Source organism: Sphaerisporangium rubeum (assembly GCF_014207705.1).
GTDB lineage: Bacteria > Actinomycetota > Actinomycetes > Streptosporangiales > Streptosporangiaceae > Sphaerisporangium > Sphaerisporangium rubeum.
On record NZ_JACHIU010000001.1, the window covers coordinates 729,322 to 750,175 of the forward strand.

Here is a 20,854-nt window from a genome sequence, read left to right on the forward strand (position 1 = left end):
AACCGTCCCGTCACCTCCCGGAGCACGACCGGCCGCCAGGCGAATGTCCTGATGAACGGTCATATGTCGTCATCTAGGGGTTAGCCTCCGATATGTGGGACGCCATCGCACCGACCCAATGGGACTCGCCCGCCTGCTGCTGGCAGGCGTCGCGGTCCTCGTGGTCGTGGCGCTCATCGTGCTCGGCGTGTTCGCCCTGATCGGATCGCTCAACACCGAGGCACCCGCGCCGGACGACCCACCGGCCGCCGTCGTGTCGTCCGAGGTCGCGGGGCCGTCAGCCGCTCCGTCCACCTCACCCGCGAGCGCATCCTCGGCGCCTCCGGCCGCCGGAGCGGCACCCACCCTCTTCGTGGAGTGCCGCGCCGACAGTTGTCCCTTGTTCGTGCGGGTCAGCGGCGGCGACATCGTGGAGGACCGCGATCTCACCCGCGGCCAGCAGGCGACCTACGACCAGCCCCGGCTCGACGTCGTCATCGGGGACGCGTCGACCGTGTACGTCGAGGTGAACGGCAAGCCCCGCGACCCCGGCGGACCGGGTGAGCGGCAGACCTTCACGGCCGAGCGACCCGGCTGACGGAGCCGGCGAGCGGGGCCGGCGCTGAAACGTTCAGGACAGGCCGAGATCATCGAGGGTGTACGCGGTCCGGTACGGCAGGCCGGTCGCCTCCATGGCGGCGGCCGCGCCGCGGTCCACGATGGTCGCCACGCCGACGATCTCGGCCCCCGCCTCGCGCAGCGCCTCCACCGCGGTCAGCACAGAGCCGCCGGTGGTCGAGGTGTCCTCCACCGCGAGCACGCGGCGGCCCGCGACGTCCGGCCCCTCGATGCGGCGCTGCAGACCATGCGCCTTGCCGGCCTTGCGCACCACGAACGCGTCGAGACGCCGTCCGCGCGCCGCCGCCGCGTGCAGCATCGCCGCGGCCACCGGGTCCGCGCCGAGCGTCAGGCCACCCACGGCGTCGTACCCGAGGTCCTCGGTCAGGTCGAGCATCACGCGGCCCACGAGCGGTGCCGCGGTGCCGTCCAAAGTGATGCGGCGCAGGTCCACGTACCAGTCGGCCTCACGGCCGGAGGACAGCACGACCCGGCCGTGCACGACCCCCTTTTTGATGATTTCGTCCAGCAGATTCGCGCGGTCGTTCATGGTGCCAGCCTAGAGAACGGTGCCGCGCGAAGGCCGTTCGGGGACCTCCTTATCACCCCAGCTCGGTCCTAAAAGACAAACTGGTACGGTCGGCGTGGACGTCCATAGATATGGTCATGCGCGGGCCGAATCGCCGGGATTCACCCGCGCGCGATCAGAGGCTTCATTACCCTGAGATAGGGCCGGGCTTCGGCTGCCACCGGGCCTGACCCACGTAGAAAGGGCGGTGTCGCGTGGATCGCTGCGCGCTGTTCGTTGACGCCGGCTACCTGCTGGCGGACGGCGCGATGGCCGTGCATGGGACCCGCCATCGCGAGGCCGTCGCCTGGGACTACCCGGGGTTGCTGCAACTGCTTTCCAGGTTGTCGCGTGAGCGCACCGACCTCCCGTTACTTCGCTGCTACTGGTACGAGGCCACGGTCGAGGGCCGGCGCACACCGGAGCACGACGCGCTCGCCGACATCCCCGGCCTCAAGCTGCGGCTCGCGCGCATACGTCCCGGCCGCCGCGAGGGTGTGGACGCGCAGGTGCACCGCGACCTGATGACCCTCGCACGCAACAACGCCATCTGCGACGCCGTGGTCGTGAGCGGCGACGAGGACCTCGCTCAGGTCGTCAGCGACGCACAGGACCTCGGCATCCGGGTCACCGTCATCCACATCGCCGCCGAAGGCAACTGGGCCGTGTCGCGGGCCCTGCAGCAGGAGTGCGACGACCTCATCGAGATCGGCGGCGGCCACCTGCGGCCGTACGTCAACCTGGTGACCGGCAACGTCGCGGGCCCGGCCGACAACGGCAACGGACAAGGCAACGGCCGTTCCCCCGCCTCCGGCCTGTCCACCCCCTCGTCCCACGGGTCCCCCGCCTACGAGCAAGGCGCACTCGGCCCCGGCCCGAGCGGCTCGGCCTCCTCCACCGGTCGTCCCGGCGGCCAGACCCCCCAGGGGGCCGCGGGCCGGCCGGGCCGTCCCGAGGCGGACGGCGCCTACGGCGGCGCTCCGCACGGTGAGCCGTCCTACGGCTCAACCACCTTCGGGCCCGGCGGCGCGTACGGCCAGAGCTCCGGCTCCTACGGCACGGCCGCGTCCGGCCAAGGCGGCGACAGCGGCCACAGCGACCAGGCGAGGCCGCACGGTCCCACCCCGGACCCGCAGAGCACCCCCGCATCCGGTTCCCCCGGCACGTACGCGAGGGACGTACCGGCCGCACCACCTGCCGCCGCCTCCGGCGACGCGAGCGCGTCCTCCGGTGCGAACGGCCTCGGCACCGGTGGTCTCGGCACCGGTGGTCTCGGTGCCGGTGGTCTCGGCACGGCAGGCGCTCCGGCCGGCGGCGCGCACGCGGCAGGGGGTTCCGCCACAGGTGGCGGCCCGCTCGCCGCAGGCGGCGACCCGGGTGCCGCTCACGGGTCCGGTGCATCACAGACGATCGGCACATCGCAAGGGCTCGCGGCCTCGCAGGGGCTCGGCACATCGCAGGGGCTCGCCGCCTCGCACGGGACCGGTACCTCGCAGGGGTCCGGTGTCTCGCACGGGAGCGGTACCTCGCACGGGACCGGTGTCGCGCAGGGGTCCGGTGTCTCGCACGGGAGCGGTGCTCCCCACAGCACCGGTGACGTGAAGGCGACAGGTCCGGCGGGTAGCGGTGGTCACGCCGCGGGGACGACCGCTCGTTCCCCCGGGGCCAGTGGTCACGTCCCCGGGGCCGGCAACCACCATGGTGCGGCGGCGGGTGGCCACGCCGCGGGCCTCAGCGGCACCGCCGGGCTGAGCGGTGCCTCCGGGTCGAGCGGCACCGGTGGACCCGGTGCCGGGGGTGCGGTGGGGGGAGGCACGGCGCAGGCCGGTGCGGGGGCCCATCAGGTGCCTGGCGTGGGTGGAGCGCATGGAGCCGCTCGGCAAGGCGGGGGACATGAGGCTCCGCGGGACGTCGCGGCCGGGCCGGGGCAGCGGGGAGCGCAGCCCGCGTTGCCTTCGGGGTACTCGGGTGGCTTCGACCAGGGAGTACCGGCGCCTGGTCCGCTCACCGGACCCATGCCGGCGCCGGTGCCGTCGCAGTCGCCGCCGGGCCAGTACGGGCCTGGCGGTCATGCCGGTGGTCCCGGTTCACTCGGGGGGCACGGTGGTGGTTCCGGTTCGCACGGCGGTGGTTCCGGTGCGTATGGGGGACAGGCCGGTGGTTCCGGTTCGTTCGGCGGACAGGACGGTGGTTCCGAAGCGCACGGAGGACAAGCGGGTGGTTCCGGTTCGCACGGCGGTGGTTCCGGTGCGTATGGGGGACAGGCCGGTGGTTCCGGTTCGTTCGGCGGACAGGACGGTGGTTCCGGAGCGCATGGAGCGTACGGCGGTGGTTCCGGTGGGCTCGGGGGGCACGGCGGTGGCGGACATGCGGGAGGCGCGCCGTACGCGGGTGCGCAGCTCGGGCCGTACACGGGGCCGCAGCCGGCGCCGGTGCCGGTGCAGAGTCCGGGGACCACGACGCTCGCGGACGCCGTGAAGGCCGCGCACAAGGAAGGGCACGACTTCGGGGAGTCGGTCGCGCGGGACGCGCCGGCGCTCTGGCTGGAGGCGGTGCTGGCGCGCAAGCCCCGCATGCCGTCGGACCTGGAGGCACGTCTGCTGCAGGGGTCGTCGCTGCCGATCGACTTCCTGCTGCACGACGAGGTGCGCCACGCGTTGCGCCGGGGCTTCTGGGATGCCCTGGAGCGTGCCCGGCGATAACGTGGCGTCAAGCGCGCGTGAGCCGCGGCGAGCCGTCCACCCGGCAGGCTCGGCCGGCACGCGGGGTGCGCGCGCAGGTTCGTAGTTTCGGTGCTTCGAGGAGCTCAGGTACACCGGCGAGGGGGTACCCATGGGTGAGGAGCGGTCTTCCGTGCGGCGCGGTGCGCGGACCCTCAGGGATCCGTTGTCGCGTGCGGCACGGGTGGACGATCAGGTCGACATCGACGTCGACATCGGCATGGTGCTGCGCGCGCACCGCGCGGGGTACCCCCGGCCACGGCCGGGGCCGGTGCGGCGCGCGTACGACGTGGCGGAGCTGGCGCACCGCGGCCAGGTCCGCAAGTCCGGCGAGCCGTACATCATCCATCCGCTCGCTGTGACGATGATCCTCGCCGAGTGCGGCATGGACAGCGCCACACTCCAGGCGGCGTTGCTCCACGACACCGTCGAGGACACCGAGTACACCTTGCCGGAGCTGCGCGCCGACTTCGGCGACGAGATCGCGGTGCTGGTGGACGGCGTGACCAAGCTGGACGGCTCCAAGTGGGGTGAGCGGGCCGAGGCCGAGACGTTCCGCAAGATGGTGCTGGCCGCGGCGGCGGACCTGCGGGTGCTGCTCATCAAGCTGGCCGACCGGCTGCACAACCTGCGCACCCTCGGCTTCCAGCCGCCGCACAAACAGCAGCGCATCGCACGCCAGTCGCAGGAACTGCTGATCCCCTTCGCCGAGCGCCTCGGCATGTACGAGCTGAAACGCGAGATGGACGACCTGTGCTTCTCGGTGCTGCGGCCCGAGGCGCACGGTGAGATCAAGGCCGCGCTCGACGCACGCGAGGCCGCCGGCCGTGCCCTGCTGCGGCCCGCCGTGGACCGTCTGCGGGCCGCGCTCAAGGAGCACAAGGTCGCCGGTGACGTGATGCTGTACCGGCGTCACCTGTGGGCCGTCCACCTGGACGTCGGCGACCGCCTCGACACGTTGCAGCCCGCCGACCAGTTCCGCCTGCTCGTGCTCGTGGACGGCGAGGACCGCGACTGTTACATCGCGCTCGGCGCCGTGCACGCCGGCATGAACCCCGTGCCGGGCCGGCTGAAGGACTTCATCTCACTGCCGCGGTTCAACCTCTACCGCGCGTTGCACACCCGGGTCATCGCGGACGGCCGCACGGTGATGGACGTCATCATCCGCACCCGCCGCATGCACCGTGTCGCCGAGCGGGGTCTCGCCGCGCACATGCACGAGATGGCGCGCGGCCCGGGGGCCGACGTCGCGGGCCGCATCGACCTGGAGTGGCTGCGCCGCCTGCTCGCCTGGCAGAACGACGCGACGTCCGCGGACTTCCTCGAGTCGCTGCGCGGCGACCTGCGGCCCGACGGCATCGCCGCGTTCACCACCGGAGGCGAGCTGATCCCGCTGCCTCCTGGTGCGACGTCCATCGACTTCGCGTACGCGCTCGGCCCGCAGACCGGCGACCACGCCATCGGCGCGCTGATCAACGGCAGGCTGGTGCCGCTGCACGCACGCGTGGACAACGGCGCGGTGGTGCACATCCTCACCGACGAGACCGCCTCACCGTCCGAGGCCGGTCTGGACGCGGCCACCACCCCGACGGCGCGGCTGCTGATCCGCCGCCACCTGGCGGCGAACCAGGGTCCGGACGACGCGGCGGACAAGGGCCGCCGCGTGGTCGCCGAGGCGGTCGCCGGCGAAGGCCTCGATCTGCTGGACCTGGAGTGCCTGGGGGTGTCCGGCAGCGTCGCAGAAGACCTCGGTCACCGCGAGCTCGACGACCTGTACGCCGCGGTCACCGCCGGCAAGGTGGACCTCGACGATCTGGTGGCGAGGCTCGTCAAGGAGAACTCCCGTTCCACGGACCCGGCGCAGGACAGCTGACGTCACTTCGGCGAACCGGCGACGGGCCGCACACCGGCGTGAACGCCGGGACGGTGCGCCGGGGCCGCTACGACAGCGCGTCGAAGCCCGCGCGCAGGTGCGTGACCCGTTCGGACAGGTCGCGGAGCGGACCGGTGAGCGGAGTGGCACCTTGGTTCTTGGCGGCGAGCTCCTTGACGCGGGTCAGCTCGTCCTCGACGGAGGTGAGCCTGCGGGACAGCTCAGGCAGCACCTCGGTGCCGGTGCCGTCCGGCAGTTCGACGGCGAGGCGGTCGCGCAGCAGAGCCGCCTGCTCGGCGAGACGGGTGTTCATGTTGTACAGCTCCACGAACACCGACACCTTGGCCCGCAGCACCCACGGGTCGAACGGCTTGGTGAGGTAGTCGACGGCCCCGGCGGCGTACCCGCGGAACGCGTAGTCCGGCGCGCTGTCGACCACGGTCAGGAAGATGATGGGGATGTTGCGGGTGCGCTCGCGGCGCTTGATGTGCGCGGCGGTCTCGAACCCGTCCATCCCCGGCATGCGCACGTCGAGCAGGATCAGCGCGAAGTCGATGGCGAGCAGCGCCTTCAGCGCCTCCTCGCCGGACTTCGCGCGGACCGCCACCACATCGAGGGAACTGAGGATGGCCTCAAGCGCGATCAGGTTCTCCTCGCGATCGTCGACCAGAAGGATCTTCGCTCGCTCGGCCATCAACCACGGCCCTCCTTGGCCTCACCTGAGCCCACACGGTGGTGGCGGGTCAGCCAGCCACGCAGGCGTTCCAGCAACCGGTCGACGTCCACCGGCTTCGGCACGTAGTCCGAGGCACCCGACGAGATGCTCTTCTCCCGGTCGCCGTGCATAACCTTGGCGGTCAGCGCGATGATCGGCAAGTCGACGAACTGCGGCATGCGGCGAATCGCGGACGTCGTGGCCCAACCGTCCATCTCCGGCATCATGATGTCCATCAGCACGAGGGCGACGTCCTCGTTGCGTTCGAGCTGCTCGATGCCCTCGCGGCCGTTCTCGGCGTACACGACGGTGGCGCCGTGCCGCTCCAGCACGCTGGTCAACGCGAAGACGTTGCGGATGTCGTCGTCGACGATGAGCACCTTGGCGCCGTTCAGCGGGTCCTCACCCTGCCACGGCTCGGTCGTGGAGTCGAGGCTGAGCGACGGCATGTGCAGGTCCTCGCTGAGCACCGGCTCGGCGGCCGGCTCGGCGATCTCCGGCTCCACCGGCCGGCTGTTGTCCTCCGGCACGCTGACCGCGGCGCCGCCGACGCCGTCCGCGAGCGGCCCGGTGTAGTTGATCGGCAGGTGGAGGGTGAACGTGCTGCCGCGGCCGGGCTCGCTGGTGGCGTGGATCTCACCGCCGAGCAGCCGTGCGATCTCACGGCAGATCGACAGACCGAGACCGGTGCCGCCGTACTTGCGGCTGGTGGTGCCGTCGGCCTGCCGGAACGCCTCGAAGATCACGTCCAGTTTGTCGGAGGCGATGCCGATGCCGGTGTCCACGACCGAGAAGGACAGGATGTCGTCGGCGCGTTGCAGCGTCTCGTCGATGTACGGCACCTCGCCGCCGGCGCGGGTGATGATCAGCCGCACCTCACCCTTGGGGGTGAACTTGACCGCGTTGGACAGCAGGTTGCGCAGCACCTGCTGCAGGCGCTGCTCGTCGGTGAGCAGCTCCTCAGGCACCGAGGGGCCGACGTCGACGCTGAACGACAGGCCCTTGTCCCTGGCCAGCGGCGCGAACGTCGCCTCGACGTAGTCGACGAGCTTCGGCATGGACAGCTGCTGCGGGTGGACGTCCATGCGACCGGCCTCGACCTTGGACAGGTCGAGGATGTCGTTGATGAGCTGGAGCAGCGCCGACCCGGCCCCGTGGATGGTGCGCGCGAACTCGACCTGCTGCGAGGTGAGGTTGCCTTCGCTGTTCTCGGTGAGCAGCTTGGCGAGCACCAGCAGGCTGTTCAGCGGGGTGCGCAGCTCGTGGGACATGTTGGCGAGGAACTCGGACTTGTACCGTGAGGAGACGGCGAGCTGCTCGGCACGTTCCTCCAGTGTGCGGCGGGCCTGCTCGATCTGGAAGTTCTGGATCTCGATGGCGCGGTTCTGCTTGGCGAGCAGCGCCGCCTTGTCCTCCAGCTCGGCGTTGGAGCGGCGCAGTTCCTCCTGCTGGCGCTGCAGCTCGTCGGACCGCTCACGCAGCTCGGTCGTGAGGCGCTGGGACTCGGTGAGCAGGCCCTCGGTACGGCTGTTGGCGATGATCGTGTTCATCGTGACACCGATGGTCTCGACGAGCTGATTGAGGAACGCCAGGTGGACGTCGTCGAACCGGCCGATCGAGGCCAGCTCGACCACGCCGAGCACCTGGTCCTCGAACAGCACGGGAAGCACGACGATCTGGGCCGGTGTCGAGCTGCTGAGCCCGGTGTCGATGGTGAGGAAGCCGGCCGGCACGTCGTCGAGCACGATGGGCCGGCCCTCGGCGGCGGCCTGGCCGACGATGCCCTCGCCGAAGTGGAACGTCTGCCTGGCCCGGCTGCCGGGCCGCACGCCGTACCCGGCGATGAGGCGCAGGCGGCCGTCCCGCGGCCCGGTGACCATGTAGAAGGCGCCGTGCGCCGCCGTGACCAGTGGCGTCAGCTCGCTCATGATCAGCTTGGCGACCTCCATGAGGTCGCGGTGGCCCTGCATCAGCCGCGAGACGCGCGCGAGGTTGGACTTCAGCCAGTCCTGCTGCTGGTTGGCCTTGGTGGTCGCGACGAGGTTGGACACCATCGTGTTGATGTTGTCCTTCAGGTCGGCCAGCTCACCCTGGGCCTGGACGCTGATGGACCGGGTCAGGTCGCCGCGCGCGACGGCGCTGGTGACCTCGGCGATGGCGCGCACCTGCGTGGTGAGGTTGCTCGCCAGCTCGTTGACGCTCTGGGTGAGCTGCTTCCACGTGCCTTCGACGCCTTCGACGCGGGCCTGGCCGCCGAGACGGCCGTCGGAGGCGACCTCGCGGGCCACGCGGGTGACCTCGGAGGCGAACGACGAGAGCTGGTCCACCATCTTGTTGATGGTGGTCTTCAGCACCAGGATCTCACCCTGCGCGTCCACGTCGATCTTGCGGGACAGGTCGCCGCGCGCGACGGCGGTGGTGACCTCGCCGATGTTGCGCACCTGGTAGGTGAGGTTGGTGGCCATGGAGTTGACATTGTCGGTGAGGTCCTTCCAGACCCCCGACACGCCGCGGACGCGGGCCTGACCGCCGAGCTGGCCCATGGTGCCGACCTCGCGCGCGACGCGGGTGACCTCGTCGGCGAACAGCGAGAGCTGGTCGACCATGGTGTTCACCGTGTCCTTGAGCTGCAGGATCTCGCCCTGCGCGTCCACGGTGATCTTCTTGGAGAGGTTTCCCTGCACCACGGCCGTGGAGACGGCCGCGATCTGACGGACCTGGGAGGTCAGGTTGTTCGCCATGAAATTGACGTTGTCGGTGAGGTCCTTCCAGACCCCGGACACGCCGTGCACCTGGGCCTGGCCGCCGAGCTGGCCCTCGGAGCCGACCTCGCGGGCCACGCGGCTCACCTCTGAGGCCACGAGCGAGAGCTGGTCGACCATGGTGTTGATCGTGGACTTGAGCTCCAGCATCTCGCCCTGAGCGTCCACGTCGATCTTCTTGGACATGTCGCCGCCGGCGACGGCCTTGGTGACCTGCGCGATGTTGCGCACCTGGTAGGTCAGGTTGGCGGCCATGGAGTTGACGTTGTCGGTGAGGTCCTTCCAGACCCCCGACACGCCTTTGACGTCGGCGCGTCCGCCGAGCTGGCCCTCGGTGCCGACCTCGCGCGCGACGCGGGTGACCTCGTCGGCGAACAGCGAGAGCTGGTCGACCATGGTGTTGAGGGTCTCCTTGAGCTGGAGCACCTCACCCTGCGCGTCCGCGGTGATCTTCTTGGACAGGTCGCCCTGCGCCACCGCCGTCGCCACGGTGGCGATGCTGCGCACCTGGCTGGTCAGGTTGGACGCCATGACGTTGACGTTGTCGGTGAGGTCCTTCCACACACCGGAGACGCCGCGCACGCGGGCCTGGCCGCCGAGCTCACCCTCGGTGCCGACCTCACGGGCCACACGGGTGACCTCCTCGGCGAACGCCGAGAGCTGGTCGACCATGGTGTTGACGGTGTTCTTGAGCTCCAGCATCTCGCCGACGGCGTCGACGGTGACCTTGCGCGACAGGTCGCCGCGCGCGACGGCCGTGGTGACGACGGCGATGTCGCGGACCTGGGCCGAGACCCGGCTGGACATGGTGTTCACGGCCTCGGTGAGGTCGCGCCAGCTTCCCGACATGCCGCGCACGTTGGCCCGGCCGCCGAGCTGGCCCTCCGAGCCGACCTCGCGGGCCACGCGGGTGACCTCGGAGCTGAACAGCGCGAGCTGGTCGACCATGCCGTTGATCGCCTTGCCGAGGCGGCGGACCTCGCCTCTGGCCGTACGGTCCATGTCTATGCGGCGGGACAGGTCACCCTGGGCCACGGCGTCGAGCACGTCGGCCGCGGCGCTCACGGGGCCGACCAGAGCGTCGATGAGATCGTTGACCGAGTGCACGCTCTCGGCCCAGGAGCCCACACCGGGCCCCGGCGTCAGGCGGACGCCGAACCGTCCCTCCTTGACGACCTCCTTGCGCACCCGCAGCAGCTCGTTGGCGAGGTGCTCGCGGCGGTCGGCCACCTCGTTGATGAGCAGCCGGACCTCGCTGAGGACACCGGGAGCCGCGTGGGGGACGCGCCGCCGGAAGTCGCCGTCTCGCCACGCGACGAGCGTGTCCAGCAACGGCCGGAGATCGGACTCGGTGTAAGACCGCTCCGAACCCGACCCCGCGAGTGTCGCGGTGCCTTTCATGAAGCCTCCTTCACGCTGTTCGGGCGGGACATGGAGTAGTGCCAGTCTGGCATGAAGGACACTATGTGGTCGCCTGCTCCGCCGACCGCATGTGGCGGCCATCTGTGGTATGCACGGTGTGATGACGAATTCTTCCCGAGGTGTGCTGGCCGCGTCGTTCGTAGCGGGCAAGGCCGCCCTGCCCGACGCCAAGCGGTTCACGCAGGAGGTGCTGACCGCGTGGGCCGCCACTCCTGTCCTGGCGGACGCCGAGCGGCTCACCGAGGAATTCGTGTCGGAAGTAGGGGATGTTCCGTTTGAGATTCTATGGGGACATCAGGGGGGAAGCGTCCAGATCGAGCTCCGGCAGCGGGCCGACGACGATCGAGTTCCCGCCGCACCTGCCGTTCCCGTGGCCACATGGGGTGTCACATTCACCGGCACACAACGCGCCACGTGGGCCAGGCTCGACCTCCCGCAGCGCACGCCGCGGCCGGTGGACGCAGGCATGGACGCCGAGCCGCACCTGCGCGGCCCCGGCTGGCTCGGTTACCTCGCCGACGCCAGCGACCTGCTCGCCGGCACCCTCGACCCCGGCATGGTCCCCGCGCTGATCGCGCAGATCGTGGTGCCGCGCCTCGCGACCTGGTGCGCCGTCTACACCGCCGACAACGGCGGCGGTGAGCAGACCCTGGCCTATCTCTGGCACGCCGACGAGTCCGAGATCGACGATCTGCGCGAGCAGCTCGCCGACGCGGCCATCCCTCCGGCGGACGACCTGCGTCCCCGGCCGATCTCGTTGCCGGCCTGGCAGTCGCTCGCGTTCCCGCTGGTGGCCAAGGGCCGCAGTCTCGGCGTCATGTGCCTCGGCAGGGGAGGAAGGTTCCCCGACGACATCGCGCAGCTCGCCGAGGACCTCGCGCGCCGCGCGGCGCTCGCCATGGACAACGCGCGCCTGTACGCGCAACAGGCCGACGCCAACCGCGCGCTCCAGCGCAGCCTGCTGCCGCCAGGCGTCCCCGCGATCACCCCCGGCCTGGACTACTCGGTGGTGTACGAGCCCGCCGGCGAGACCAACGAGGTCGGCGGCGACTTCTACGACCTGTTCGCGACCGGTGAGGGCACGTGGCGGTTCGCCATCGGCGACGTCTGCGGCACCGGCCCCGAGGCCGCCGCCGTCACCGGCCTCGCGCGTCACACGCTGCGCCTGCTCGCTCGCGAGAACTACGACGTGGCGGCGGTCGTCTCGCGGCTCAACCGCGCCATCCTCGAAGAAGGGGAGCGCGCTCGCTTCCTCACCCTTCTCCACGGCGAGATCACCCGAACCGGCGACGGCCTGGAGCTGTCGCTGATCTCCGCGGGACACCCCGAGGCGCTGCGGCTGCGGCCGACGGGGGTGGTGGACGCCGTGGTGACCGCTCAGTCGCTGCTCGGGGTCTTCCCCGAGGCCGAGTTCGAGGCCGAGCGGGTGGTCCTCGCGCCTGGCGACGTGCTGCTCGGCGTGACCGACGGCGTCACCGAGCGCAGGTCGGGCTCACGGCTGCTCGACGACGACGGCGGCCTGCCGAAGCTCCTCGCCGAGTGCGTCGACCTGTCGGCCCGCGCGGTCGCCGAGCGCATCCACCGGGCCGTGCAGGACTTCGCGGCCGAGCCGAGCGCCGACGACCTCGCGATCCTGGTGCTGCGCGCCGAAGGCCGAGACCCCGTCTGACCGGCTAGAACGGTGCGGAGCCGCCTTTGTCGAGGCCGGTGTGCTTGCGCGCGAAGTCGACCTGGATGGTCATCTGCTTGATGCGTTCCTCGATGACCAGCGTGCCGTGGCCGGCGTTGTACCGGTAGACCTCGAAGTCGTGCTTGCGCTCCTCCAGCCGGGTCAGGTACTTCTCGATCTGGCCGATCGGCGAACGCGGGTCGTTCTCGCCGGCCAGCACGAGCAGCGGCGCCTCCACGGCGTCGAGGTAGGTGATCGGCGAGGAGCTCGCGTACCGCTCCGGCACCTCCTGCGGCGACCCGCCGAACAGCGCGCGGTGGTAGGCGCGCAGGCCCTCGGTCTCGTCCCGGTACGTCGCGGCGTGGTCGGCGATCGGGACCGCCGCGATGCCGGCGGCCCACTTGTCCGGCATGGTGCCGAGGCCGAGCAGCGTCAGGTAGCCACCCCACGACGCGCCGGCGAGGATCAGCCGGTCGGGGTCCGCGCCACCCTGCTCGACGGCCCAGTCGCGCACCGCCGCCACGTCGGCGAGCTCGATGTGGCCGACGTCGCCGCGCAGCGCGTCCCGCCACGCCGAGCCGTACCCCGTGGAGCCGCGGTAGTTGACCCGCACCACGGTGAAGCCGGCGTCGACCCACGCCGCGACGTTCGGCAGGAAGGAGTCGTCGTCCTGCGCCGCGGGGCCGCCGTGCAGCAGGAACACCGTGGGGTTCGGCGTCGCCGGGGTCTCGGGCCTGGACACCAAGGCGTGGATGCGGCCGCCGGGGCCCTCCACGAACACGTCCTCCAGCGGGACCGACGGCGGCGCGGACGGCCCCGACTGGTTCATCACCACGTGGTCGCCGCTCGACCTGATCACCGGCGGGTGCGCGGCGCTCGACCAGGAGTACTCGACGACGCCGTCCGGACGCGGCAGCGCGTCGTGGATCACGCCGTGCGGCGTCCTGATCGGCGTCAGGTCGCCGCCGCCGAGGTCGTAGCGGAACAGCTCGGTGCGCGCGCGGTTGTTGTGGCCGATCAGCAGGGCCCGTCCGTCGTGGTACCAGTCGGCGGTGATCTCACCGGGGACCCGCAGCCAGATCTCGCGCTGCTCGCCGGTCATCGGGTCCCAGATCAGCGGCTCACGGCGGCCACGCCGCTCGTGCAGCGCGAGGATGCGCCGGTCGGTGACCGACGGCGCGAAGCGCACACCGGAGAAGCCCTTGCCGGGTCCGTCGTGCAGGTCGGCCACGACCCGGCCGTCCGGCCGCAGGACCCGCAGCGCGGGGTGGCGTGAGTCGCCGTGCTCGCTGTGGCTGATCGCGATCAGCGAGCCGTCCAGTGACATGCCGGCGACCTGCGCGAACTCCCGCGACTCGTAGATCACGGCCGGCTTCTCCGACAGGCTCCGCGCCAGCAGCACCTGGAAGCCGTGGCGGCTGCTGCGGCCCACGGCGGCCGTGCCGGTGGCCGACAGCGCGAGCCCCGTGGGGTGGCCGGGAGCGAGGTCGGGATGGGCCGGGACCTCGTCGCCGCCGCCGAACGGCTGGCGCATCCAGATGCCGTACTCGTCGCCGTAGGTGTCGGCGAACCACCAGATCCACTGCCCCGTGGGGTCGATCGCCGCGTGCGAGGTGCCGCGGGGACGGCTGGTGACCTGGCGGCTGGAGCCGACCGAACGGTCCCAGGCGTGGATCTCCCACGTGCCGGAGATGTTGCAGCGGTACACGGCCCTGGCCGGTGCCAGCCGTGCCCAGATGGGCAGCGTCATACGTGCCGCTCGGAACCTGGCCTGCCAGCGTTCCTCGGCCTTCATGTAGGGTGCCCCTCCCTCACGCTCTCCCGGTCGGGATCGGCGGGTTGCCGTCAAGTATGTCGCTTATAAACGGAAGATGGCTTACAAAGCCGGGGAAAATCTCACTCCTTGGCGTTCAGGTGATCTTACGGAACACCGAGATCCTGCACGACACATTCACGGCGAGCACGTCCGGCAGGCGGGATATCGCGATCTTCCGAGCCACCGGGTCAGTGTGCCAGGCGCTCGGCCCCATCGCGACGGCGGCCTCCACGTCCTCGTGGCCGAGCGAGATCTCGTACTCCTCGATCATGTGCTCCGCCTCGGTGAACCGGCCGGACAGCGTCTCGCCGAGACGCCGCTCCTTGTCCTCGCCGACCGACAGCAGACCGAGCCGGCCGACCAGGGGCGAAAGGTGGCGGGACGTCGGGGTCACGACGGCCAGCGTGCCGCCGGGGGCCAGCACCCTGGCGAACTCGGGCCCGTTGCGCGGCGCGAACACGTTGAGCAGCAGATCGGCTCTCGCGTCCTTCACCGGCAGCGGACGCCACACATCGGCCACCGCGGCCCCGATGCGGGGATGGGCCCGCGCGGCACGCCTGAGCGCGTGCTTGGAGATGTCCAGCGCGATGCCGGCGGCCTCCGGCCGAAGCGCCGTGGCCAGGTGGTACCCGGTGCCGGCCCCGGCGTCCAGCACGACGTGCGCCGACTCGGCCAACTCGCGCAGGCGTGCCGCCACCGGAGCGAAGTGCCCGGCGCCGAGGAACGCGGCGCGGGCCTCCACCATGGCCGGGGTGTCGGCCGTGCCGGCCGGCGCGGAGCCGGTGCGCAGGCTCACGTACCCCTGGCGCGCGACGTCGAAGGCGTGGCCGTTCAGGCAGCGCGCCGTCCCGCCGGCGAGGGTCAGGTCCCCCCGGCACACCGGACAGGCGAGGTGCTCGATGACGTCGGCCAGCATGCCCCAATCATCCACCGGCCGCGCGGTGGTCCCGGCCCGGCCCCTGCCGCGTCCGGACACGCGGGACAGGGGCCGTGCCGGTGCTCAGGCGGGGACCGAGGCCACCCCGGGGTCGAGGAACGCGCGGCCGTTGACCGCGGCGGAGACACCGGTGCGGTCCAGGTACGGCGTGATGCCGCCGGTGTGGAACGGCCAGCCGGCGCCGAGGATCAGGCACAGGTCGATGTCCTGCGCCGCGGCGACCACGCCTTCGTCCAGCATCAGCCGGATCTCCTCGGCGAGGGCCCGCAGCGCGCGGTCGCGCACCTCGTCCGCGCCTGGCCCCGTGCCGGACCCTGCGAAGATCGCGCGCGCCTCGGGGTCGACGCTCAGGTCCGCCGCGTACACCCCCGGCTTGCCGGCCTTCACCAGCTCGGCGAGGTTGTCCGAGACCCGGAACCGGGACGGGAACGCCTCGTGCAGCGTCTCCGCGACATGCAGCGCGACGGCCGGGCCGACGAGCTGGAGCAGGGTGAACGGTGTCATCGGCAGGCCGAGGCCGTCCAGCGCGTGGTCGGCCACCTCGATGGTCGTGCCTTCGTCGACCGCGCCGATCACCTCACCCATGAGGCGGACGAGCAGCCGGTTCACCACGAACGCCGGCGCGTCCTTCACCAGGACGCTCGACTTGCGCAGCGACTTGCCGACCGCGAACGCCGTGGCCAGCGTGGCGTCGTCGGTGCGGTCGCCACGCACGATCTCCAGCAGCGGCAGCACCGCCACCGGGTTGAAGAAGTGCAGGCCCACGACCCGCTCGGGGTGCCGCAGGTCGGCCGCCATCGCGGTGACAGGCAGCGAGGAGGTGTTGGTCGCGAGCACGCACTCGGGCCCGACGACGTCCTCGACCTCGGCGAACACCTGCTTCTTGACCTTGAGGTCCTCGAAGACGGCCTCGATCACCAGATCGGCCCCCGCGAAGGCGTCCTTGGTCAGCGATCCGCTGACCAGGCCCTTCAACCGGTTCGCCTTGTCGGCGTCGATCCGGCCCTTGGCGAGCAGCCGGCCGATCTCGTCGTGGACGTACGCCACGCCTTTGTCCAGCCGCGTCCGGTCCAGGTCGGTGAGCACCACCGGGACCTCCAGGCGGCGCGCGAACAGCAGCGCCAGCTGTGAGGCCATCAGGCCCGCGCCGACCACGCCGACCTTGGTGACCGGCCGCGCCAGCGCCTTGTCCGGCGCGCCGGCGGGCCGCTTGGCCCGCCGCTGCACCAGGTCGAACGAGTACAGCCCGGCGCGCAGCTCGTCACCCATCAGCAGGTCGGCGAGCACCCGCGTCTCGGCCGCGAAACCCTCGTCCCTGCTCGCGGTGCGCGCCTGCTCGATCAGCTCGAGAGCGCGGTACGGCGCCGGCGACGCGCCGCGCACCTTGAGGTCGAGCGCGCCGCGCGCGGCGTCCACGGCGGCCTGCCACGCGTCGGCGTCCGCGGTGAACGGCGGCCGCGCGACGGCGGCCTCACCGGTCAGCACCCGGGCCGTCCAGCGCAGCGACTCCTCCAGGAAGTCGGCCGCGTCGAAGATCGCGTCGGCGACGCCGAGCCGGTACGCCTCCCTGCCGTCGATCATGCGGTTCTGCGCCAGAGGGTTGTCGATGATCAGCTTGAGCGCGTTGGTGGGCCCGATCAGCCGCGGCAGCAGCTGCGTGCCACCCCAGCCCGGCACCAGGCCGAGGAAGCACTCAGGCAGCGCGACCGCGGTGACCCCCGAGGAGATCGTGCGGTAGGTGCAGTGGAGCGCGACCTCCAGGCCGCCTCCCATCGCCGCGCCGTTGACGTACGCGAACGACGGCACCTCCATCTCGCCGAGCCGCCGGAACACCTCGTGGCCGAGCGCGCCGAGCTCCTCGGCCTGCTCGCGGGCCCGCACCAGCGCCGCACCCTTGAGGTCGGCACCCACCGCGAAGATGAACGGCTTGCCGGTGACGCCGACCGCGGCGATGTCGTCCCGCGCCTCGATCGCGTCCAGCGCCGCGCCGAGCTCGGTCAGGCCACGCGGCCCGAACGTGCTCGGCTTGGTGTGGTCGAAGCCGTTGTCCAGCGTGATCAGCGCCATCGTGCCGGCGCCGTCCGGCAGCCTCACGTCGCGCACCAGCGCGTGGGTGACGACCTCGTCGTCGAAGATCTCGGTGATGCCGCTCACTTGGCGCCCTCCCAGGCGAGGTTCTCCCAGACGACCGTCCCACCCATTCCCATGCCGACGCACATCGTGGTCAGCCCGTACCGCACGTCGGGCCGCTCGCCGAACTGGCGCGCGAGCTGCGTCATCAGCCGCACCCCCGAGGAGGCCAGCGGGTGGCCGAACGCGATGGCCCCGCCGTACGGGTTGACCCGCGGGTCGTCGTCGGCGATCCCGAAGTGCGACAGGAAGGCGAGCACCTGCACGGCGAACGCCTCGTTGATCTCCACCAGGCCCATGTCCTCGATGGACAGCCCGGCGAGGCGCAGCGCGCGCTCGGTCGACGGGATCGGCCCGACCCCCATGACCTCGGGATCCACCCCGGCGAAGGCGTACGACACCAGCCGCATCTTCGCGGTGAGGCCGAGCTCGGCCGCCACGTCGGCCGCGGCGACCACGCACCCGGTGGCCCCGTCGTTCAGCCCCGCCGCGTTCCCCGCCGTGACCCGGCCGTGCGGCCGGAACGGCGTCTTGAGCGACGCCAGGCCCTCCATGGTGGTGCCGGGCCGCGGCGGCTCGTCCTCGGTGGCGAGGCCCCAGCCGAGCGCGCCGGTGCGGATCGCCGTCGGCACCAGGTCGGGCTGGATCTTGTTGTTGGCGTACGCCTTGGCGACCTTCTCCTGCGAGGCGACGGCGTAGGCGTCGGCGCGCTCCTTGCCGATCTCGGGGTAGCGGTCGTGCAGGTTCTCCGCCGTCATCCCCATGACCAGCGCCGACCCGTCCACCAGCTTCTCCGACAGGAAACGCGGGTTCGGGTCGATCCCCTCACCCATCGGGTGGCGTCCCATGTGCTCGACCCCACCGGCGATGGCGACGTCGTACGCGCCGAACGCGATGCCGCCTGCGACGTTGGTGACCGCCGTCATCGCACCCGCGCACATGCGGTCGATCGCGTACCCCGGCACGGACTTCGGCAGGCCGGCGAGCACGGCGACGGACCGGCCGATGGTGAGGCCCTGGTCGCCGATCTGGGTGGTGGCCGCGATCGCGACCTCGTCCACCCGCTCAGGCGGCAGGCCGGGGTTGCGGCGCATGAGTTCACGGATGACGCGCACCGCCAGGTCGTCGGCGCGCGTCTCGGCGTACAGGCCCTTCGGCCCGGACCTCCCGAACGGTGTGCGCACGCCGTCGACGAAGACGACGTCACGAGACGTTGGCACGGGCTGGCTCCTCGCTGTCGAGCCGCTTCACGGCTTGATGCTACTCGTGGGTAACATCATGCCACGCCATCGCCGCGAGACCTACCCGCCGCCCCGTCGCGCGACGCCGCGACCCGGTCCCGGCCCTCGGCCGCTCGCCGGGCCGTCAGGCGATGCCGCGCAGCACCGTGCCGGCCAGCCCCGCCGCGAAGTCGTCCAGTGAGCGCTCGTGCACCTCGGGCCCCATGAAATGACTGAGGAAGGCGCGCTGGTAGCAGGCGCCGAGCAGCAGCGCCGCCGCCGACTCCACGTCGGCGTCCGCGCGGAAGACCCCCCGTGACCGCATCGTGCGCAGCAGATCGGTGAGGAACTCCAACGGCTTCTGCGGCCCCGCGCCGATCTTGCGCATCCCCTCGCGGTGCCGCTCCAGCAAGGCGGGTTCCGCGAACAGCGACGACGCGACCGGCATGGTGGCCTCGTAGAACCGCGTGGCCACCGTCGCGACCTCGACCAGGCACTCGACCGGCGTCCGTTCCCCCGAGTCCTCCGCCAGCCGGGCCAGCAACGCCGTGAACGGCGGCATGCGCTCCTGCAGCACCGTCACGAACAACTCCTCCTTGCCGGAGAAGTGCCGGTAAAGGGCCGCCTCGGAGCACCCGGCCGCCTTGGCGATCTCCTTGGTCGTGACCCGCGCCAGCCCGAGCGTCCGCATGAGCTCGACCGCCGCGTCCAGGATGCGGGCCCGGGTGAGGGCACCGCTGCGCTCATGTGGCATCGCCGGGAATCTGCCTTTCGCCGTAAGAACCTTGATACACGCCAGACGTGTCCCCATCCTAGGATGTAAGTGAGTACTCACCAACCACGGGGAGACGACGTATGAAAATCACCGTCTTCGGCGGCACCGGTCGCACAGGGCAGCACATCGTCCGCCAGGCCCTGGACGCCGGCCACGAGGTCGCCGCCGTAGTCCGCGACCCCGCACGCCTCCCGATCAGCCACTCGGCCCTGGAAGTCATCACCGCCGACCTCACCTCCCCCGCACCTCTCCGTCCCGCACTCACCGGCCGCGAAGCCGTCATCTCCGCCATCGGCCCCCGCACCCGCAAGGACGTCGGCGTGGCCTCCAACGCCACCCGCGTCATCCTCCGCGCCATGGACCAGAGCGACATCCGCCGAGTGGTCCTCCTCAGCGCCGCACCCGTGGGCCCCGTCCCCGAAGGGGAGAGCCTCATCTACCGAACAGTCCTCTACCCCCTGCTCCGCCGCATCCTGCGCGACCCCTACGCCGACCTCGCCGCCATGGAAGAAGAAGCCCGCCGCAGCAACACCGAATGGACCGTCATCCGGCCCCCCCGCCTCACCGACAAACCCCTCACAGAGCGCTACCGCCGAGAAATAGGCTCCAACGTCCCACGAGGCCACTTCCTCTCCCGAGCCGACCTGGCCCACGCCATGCTCGCCGCTCTGGAAGACCCCGCCACCGTCAAACAACCCGTAGGCGTCGCCTACTGACCCACGTCACCCGAGGCGCGGGCCCACCTCCGCGGAGCCCGCGCCTGTCCGGGTCCGTCGTGATCTAGTCTGGCGGTACGCCGATCCGTGGGGGTTCCATGTCGTACGTGCCCAGGCTGGTGGACGGGGTCGAGGTCACGCCGATTCTGGACGCGGTGGGGCCGTTGGGGGCGGGGTTGCGGCGGCCGTTGACGGAGCTGTTCTCCGGGGGGTCGGCGGAGGACTGGGACGTCGTGGGGGACGGGGAGTGGGTTCTGCACTTCCGGTGTTATCTGTTGCGGGGGCCGGGCCGGGTCGTGCTGGTGGACGCGGGGATCGGGGGGAACGATTCTCCGGCGTCCACGTGGGCTCCGGTGCCGGGGAGGCTGGTACAGGAGCTGGCGGGGGTGGGGGTGGCGCCAGGGGATGTGGACACGGTCGTGCTCACGCATCTGCACAGTGATCACGCGAGTGGGGCGATCGGGGAAGGGGTGCCGGTCTTTCCGAACGCGCGGCATGTGATCCAGCGGGCCGAGATCGAGTGGATCGAGGGGGGTGGGCCGAGTCCCACTCTGGAGCGGGTGGTGCGGCCGCTCACGATGCTGATCGACGCGGTGAACGGTGCGGCGCCGGTCATGCCGGGGGTGCGCGTGGCGCCGGCGCCGGGGCACACGCCGGGGCACCAGGTGGTCGAGGTGGGGAACGTGACGCTGACCGGGGATCTGGTGGTTCATCCCGTGCAGGTGGTCAACCCCCGGGTCGTGTACGCGCACGACGAGGACTCCGAGCGGGCCGTGGAGAGCAGGCGGGCCGTCCTGGACGGCGTGCGGGCCAGAGGCGGCGCGATCGGCACGTCCCACTTCGCGGAACCGTTCACCGAGCTCGGGTGAGACATGTCGGACCGGTGTCACCTTCCCCATGGAGGTGACACCGGTCCGGCCCCCGTCGCGGAGCC

The 20,854-nt window shown here is 71.4% G+C and carries 14 protein-coding genes; 6 read left to right on the plus strand and 8 right to left on the minus strand.

Going from position 1 to position 20,854, the window contains the following annotated elements; genetic code table 11:
* The first annotated feature begins 118 nt into the window (after nucleotides 1-118).
* Nucleotides 119-577, plus strand: a complete 459-nt coding sequence (locus BJ992_RS02840) for a DUF4115 domain-containing protein (RefSeq protein WP_184978394.1) — start codon at nucleotides 119-121, stop codon at nucleotides 575-577.
* Between the two features lie 33 nt (nucleotides 578-610).
* On the opposite strand, the gene pyrE is transcribed toward BJ992_RS02840, so the two are convergent.
* Entirely contained in the window at nucleotides 611-1,147 is a 537-nt protein-coding gene (pyrE, locus tag BJ992_RS02845; RefSeq protein WP_184978395.1) for an orotate phosphoribosyltransferase, read from the minus strand.
* A 233-nt stretch (nucleotides 1,148-1,380) separates the two neighbouring features.
* On the opposite strand from pyrE, the gene BJ992_RS32460 reads away from it, so the two are divergent.
* Nucleotides 1,381-3,867 (plus strand): NYN domain-containing protein, encoded by a 2,487-nt coding sequence (locus tag BJ992_RS32460; protein WP_343072470.1) that lies wholly within the window; start codon nucleotides 1,381-1,383, stop codon nucleotides 3,865-3,867.
* 151 nt (nucleotides 3,868-4,018) lie between these two features.
* On the plus strand, nucleotides 4,019-5,758 hold the full coding sequence (locus BJ992_RS02860) for an HD domain-containing protein (RefSeq protein WP_184978396.1): 1,740 nt from the start codon (nucleotides 4,019-4,021) through the stop codon (nucleotides 5,756-5,758).
* A 67-nt stretch (nucleotides 5,759-5,825) separates the two neighbouring features.
* Here the strand turns inward: BJ992_RS02860 and BJ992_RS02865 are convergent, their stop codons facing one another.
* Complete coding sequence (locus BJ992_RS02865) at nucleotides 5,826-6,452, minus strand: response regulator (RefSeq protein ID WP_184978397.1); 627 nt, start codon at nucleotides 6,450-6,452, stop codon at nucleotides 5,826-5,828.
* Nucleotides 6,452-10,636, minus strand: a complete 4,185-nt coding sequence (locus BJ992_RS02870; RefSeq protein WP_184978398.1) for a HAMP domain-containing protein — start codon at nucleotides 10,634-10,636, stop codon at nucleotides 6,452-6,454. The genes BJ992_RS02865 and BJ992_RS02870 overlap by 1 nt, the downstream gene beginning before the upstream one ends.
* Nucleotides 10,637-10,757: 121 nt before the next feature.
* Here BJ992_RS02870 and BJ992_RS02875 point away from each other — a divergent pair, with 121 nt between their 5' ends.
* On the plus strand, nucleotides 10,758-12,326 hold the full coding sequence (locus tag BJ992_RS02875) for a PP2C family protein-serine/threonine phosphatase (protein WP_184978399.1): 1,569 nt from the start codon (nucleotides 10,758-10,760) through the stop codon (nucleotides 12,324-12,326).
* 4 nt (nucleotides 12,327-12,330) lie between these two features.
* On the opposite strand, the gene BJ992_RS02880 is transcribed toward BJ992_RS02875, so the two are convergent.
* The 5 genes from BJ992_RS02880 to BJ992_RS02900 all read right to left on the minus strand — a co-directional run bounded on the left by BJ992_RS02880 (nucleotide 12,331) and on the right by BJ992_RS02900 (nucleotide 19,183).
* Nucleotides 12,331-14,121 (minus strand): alpha/beta hydrolase family protein, encoded by a 1,791-nt coding sequence (locus tag BJ992_RS02880; protein WP_184978400.1) that lies wholly within the window; start codon nucleotides 14,119-14,121, stop codon nucleotides 12,331-12,333.
* Nucleotides 14,122-14,236: 115 nt separating this feature from the next.
* Nucleotides 14,237-15,058, minus strand: coding sequence for a putative RNA methyltransferase (locus BJ992_RS02885; RefSeq protein WP_184978401.1), 822 nt, complete (start codon nucleotides 15,056-15,058; stop codon nucleotides 14,237-14,239).
* Between the two features lie 84 nt (nucleotides 15,059-15,142).
* Complete coding sequence (locus tag BJ992_RS02890; RefSeq protein ID WP_184978402.1) at nucleotides 15,143-17,233, minus strand: 3-hydroxyacyl-CoA dehydrogenase NAD-binding domain-containing protein; 2,091 nt, start codon at nucleotides 17,231-17,233, stop codon at nucleotides 15,143-15,145.
* The gene (locus BJ992_RS02895) at nucleotides 17,230-18,429 is read right to left on the minus strand and encodes an acetyl-CoA C-acyltransferase (RefSeq protein WP_184978403.1); all 1,200 of its coding nucleotides are present in this window, start codon (nucleotides 18,427-18,429) and stop codon (nucleotides 17,230-17,232) included. The genes BJ992_RS02890 and BJ992_RS02895 overlap by 4 nt, the downstream gene beginning before the upstream one ends.
* 145 nt (nucleotides 18,430-18,574) lie before the next feature.
* Complete coding sequence (locus tag BJ992_RS02900) at nucleotides 18,575-19,183, minus strand: TetR/AcrR family transcriptional regulator (RefSeq protein WP_184978404.1); 609 nt, start codon at nucleotides 19,181-19,183, stop codon at nucleotides 18,575-18,577.
* A gap of 101 nt (nucleotides 19,184-19,284) precedes the next feature.
* Between BJ992_RS02900 and BJ992_RS02905 the strand changes: the two genes are divergently transcribed.
* Both BJ992_RS02905 and BJ992_RS02910 read left to right on the plus strand, forming a co-directional pair.
* Nucleotides 19,285-19,920, plus strand: a complete 636-nt coding sequence (locus BJ992_RS02905; RefSeq protein WP_184978405.1) for an NAD(P)-dependent oxidoreductase — start codon at nucleotides 19,285-19,287, stop codon at nucleotides 19,918-19,920.
* 98 nt (nucleotides 19,921-20,018) lie between these two features.
* Entirely contained in the window at nucleotides 20,019-20,789 is a 771-nt protein-coding gene (locus tag BJ992_RS02910) for an MBL fold metallo-hydrolase (protein WP_184978406.1), read from the plus strand.
* Nucleotides 20,790-20,854 lie beyond the last annotated feature (65 nt).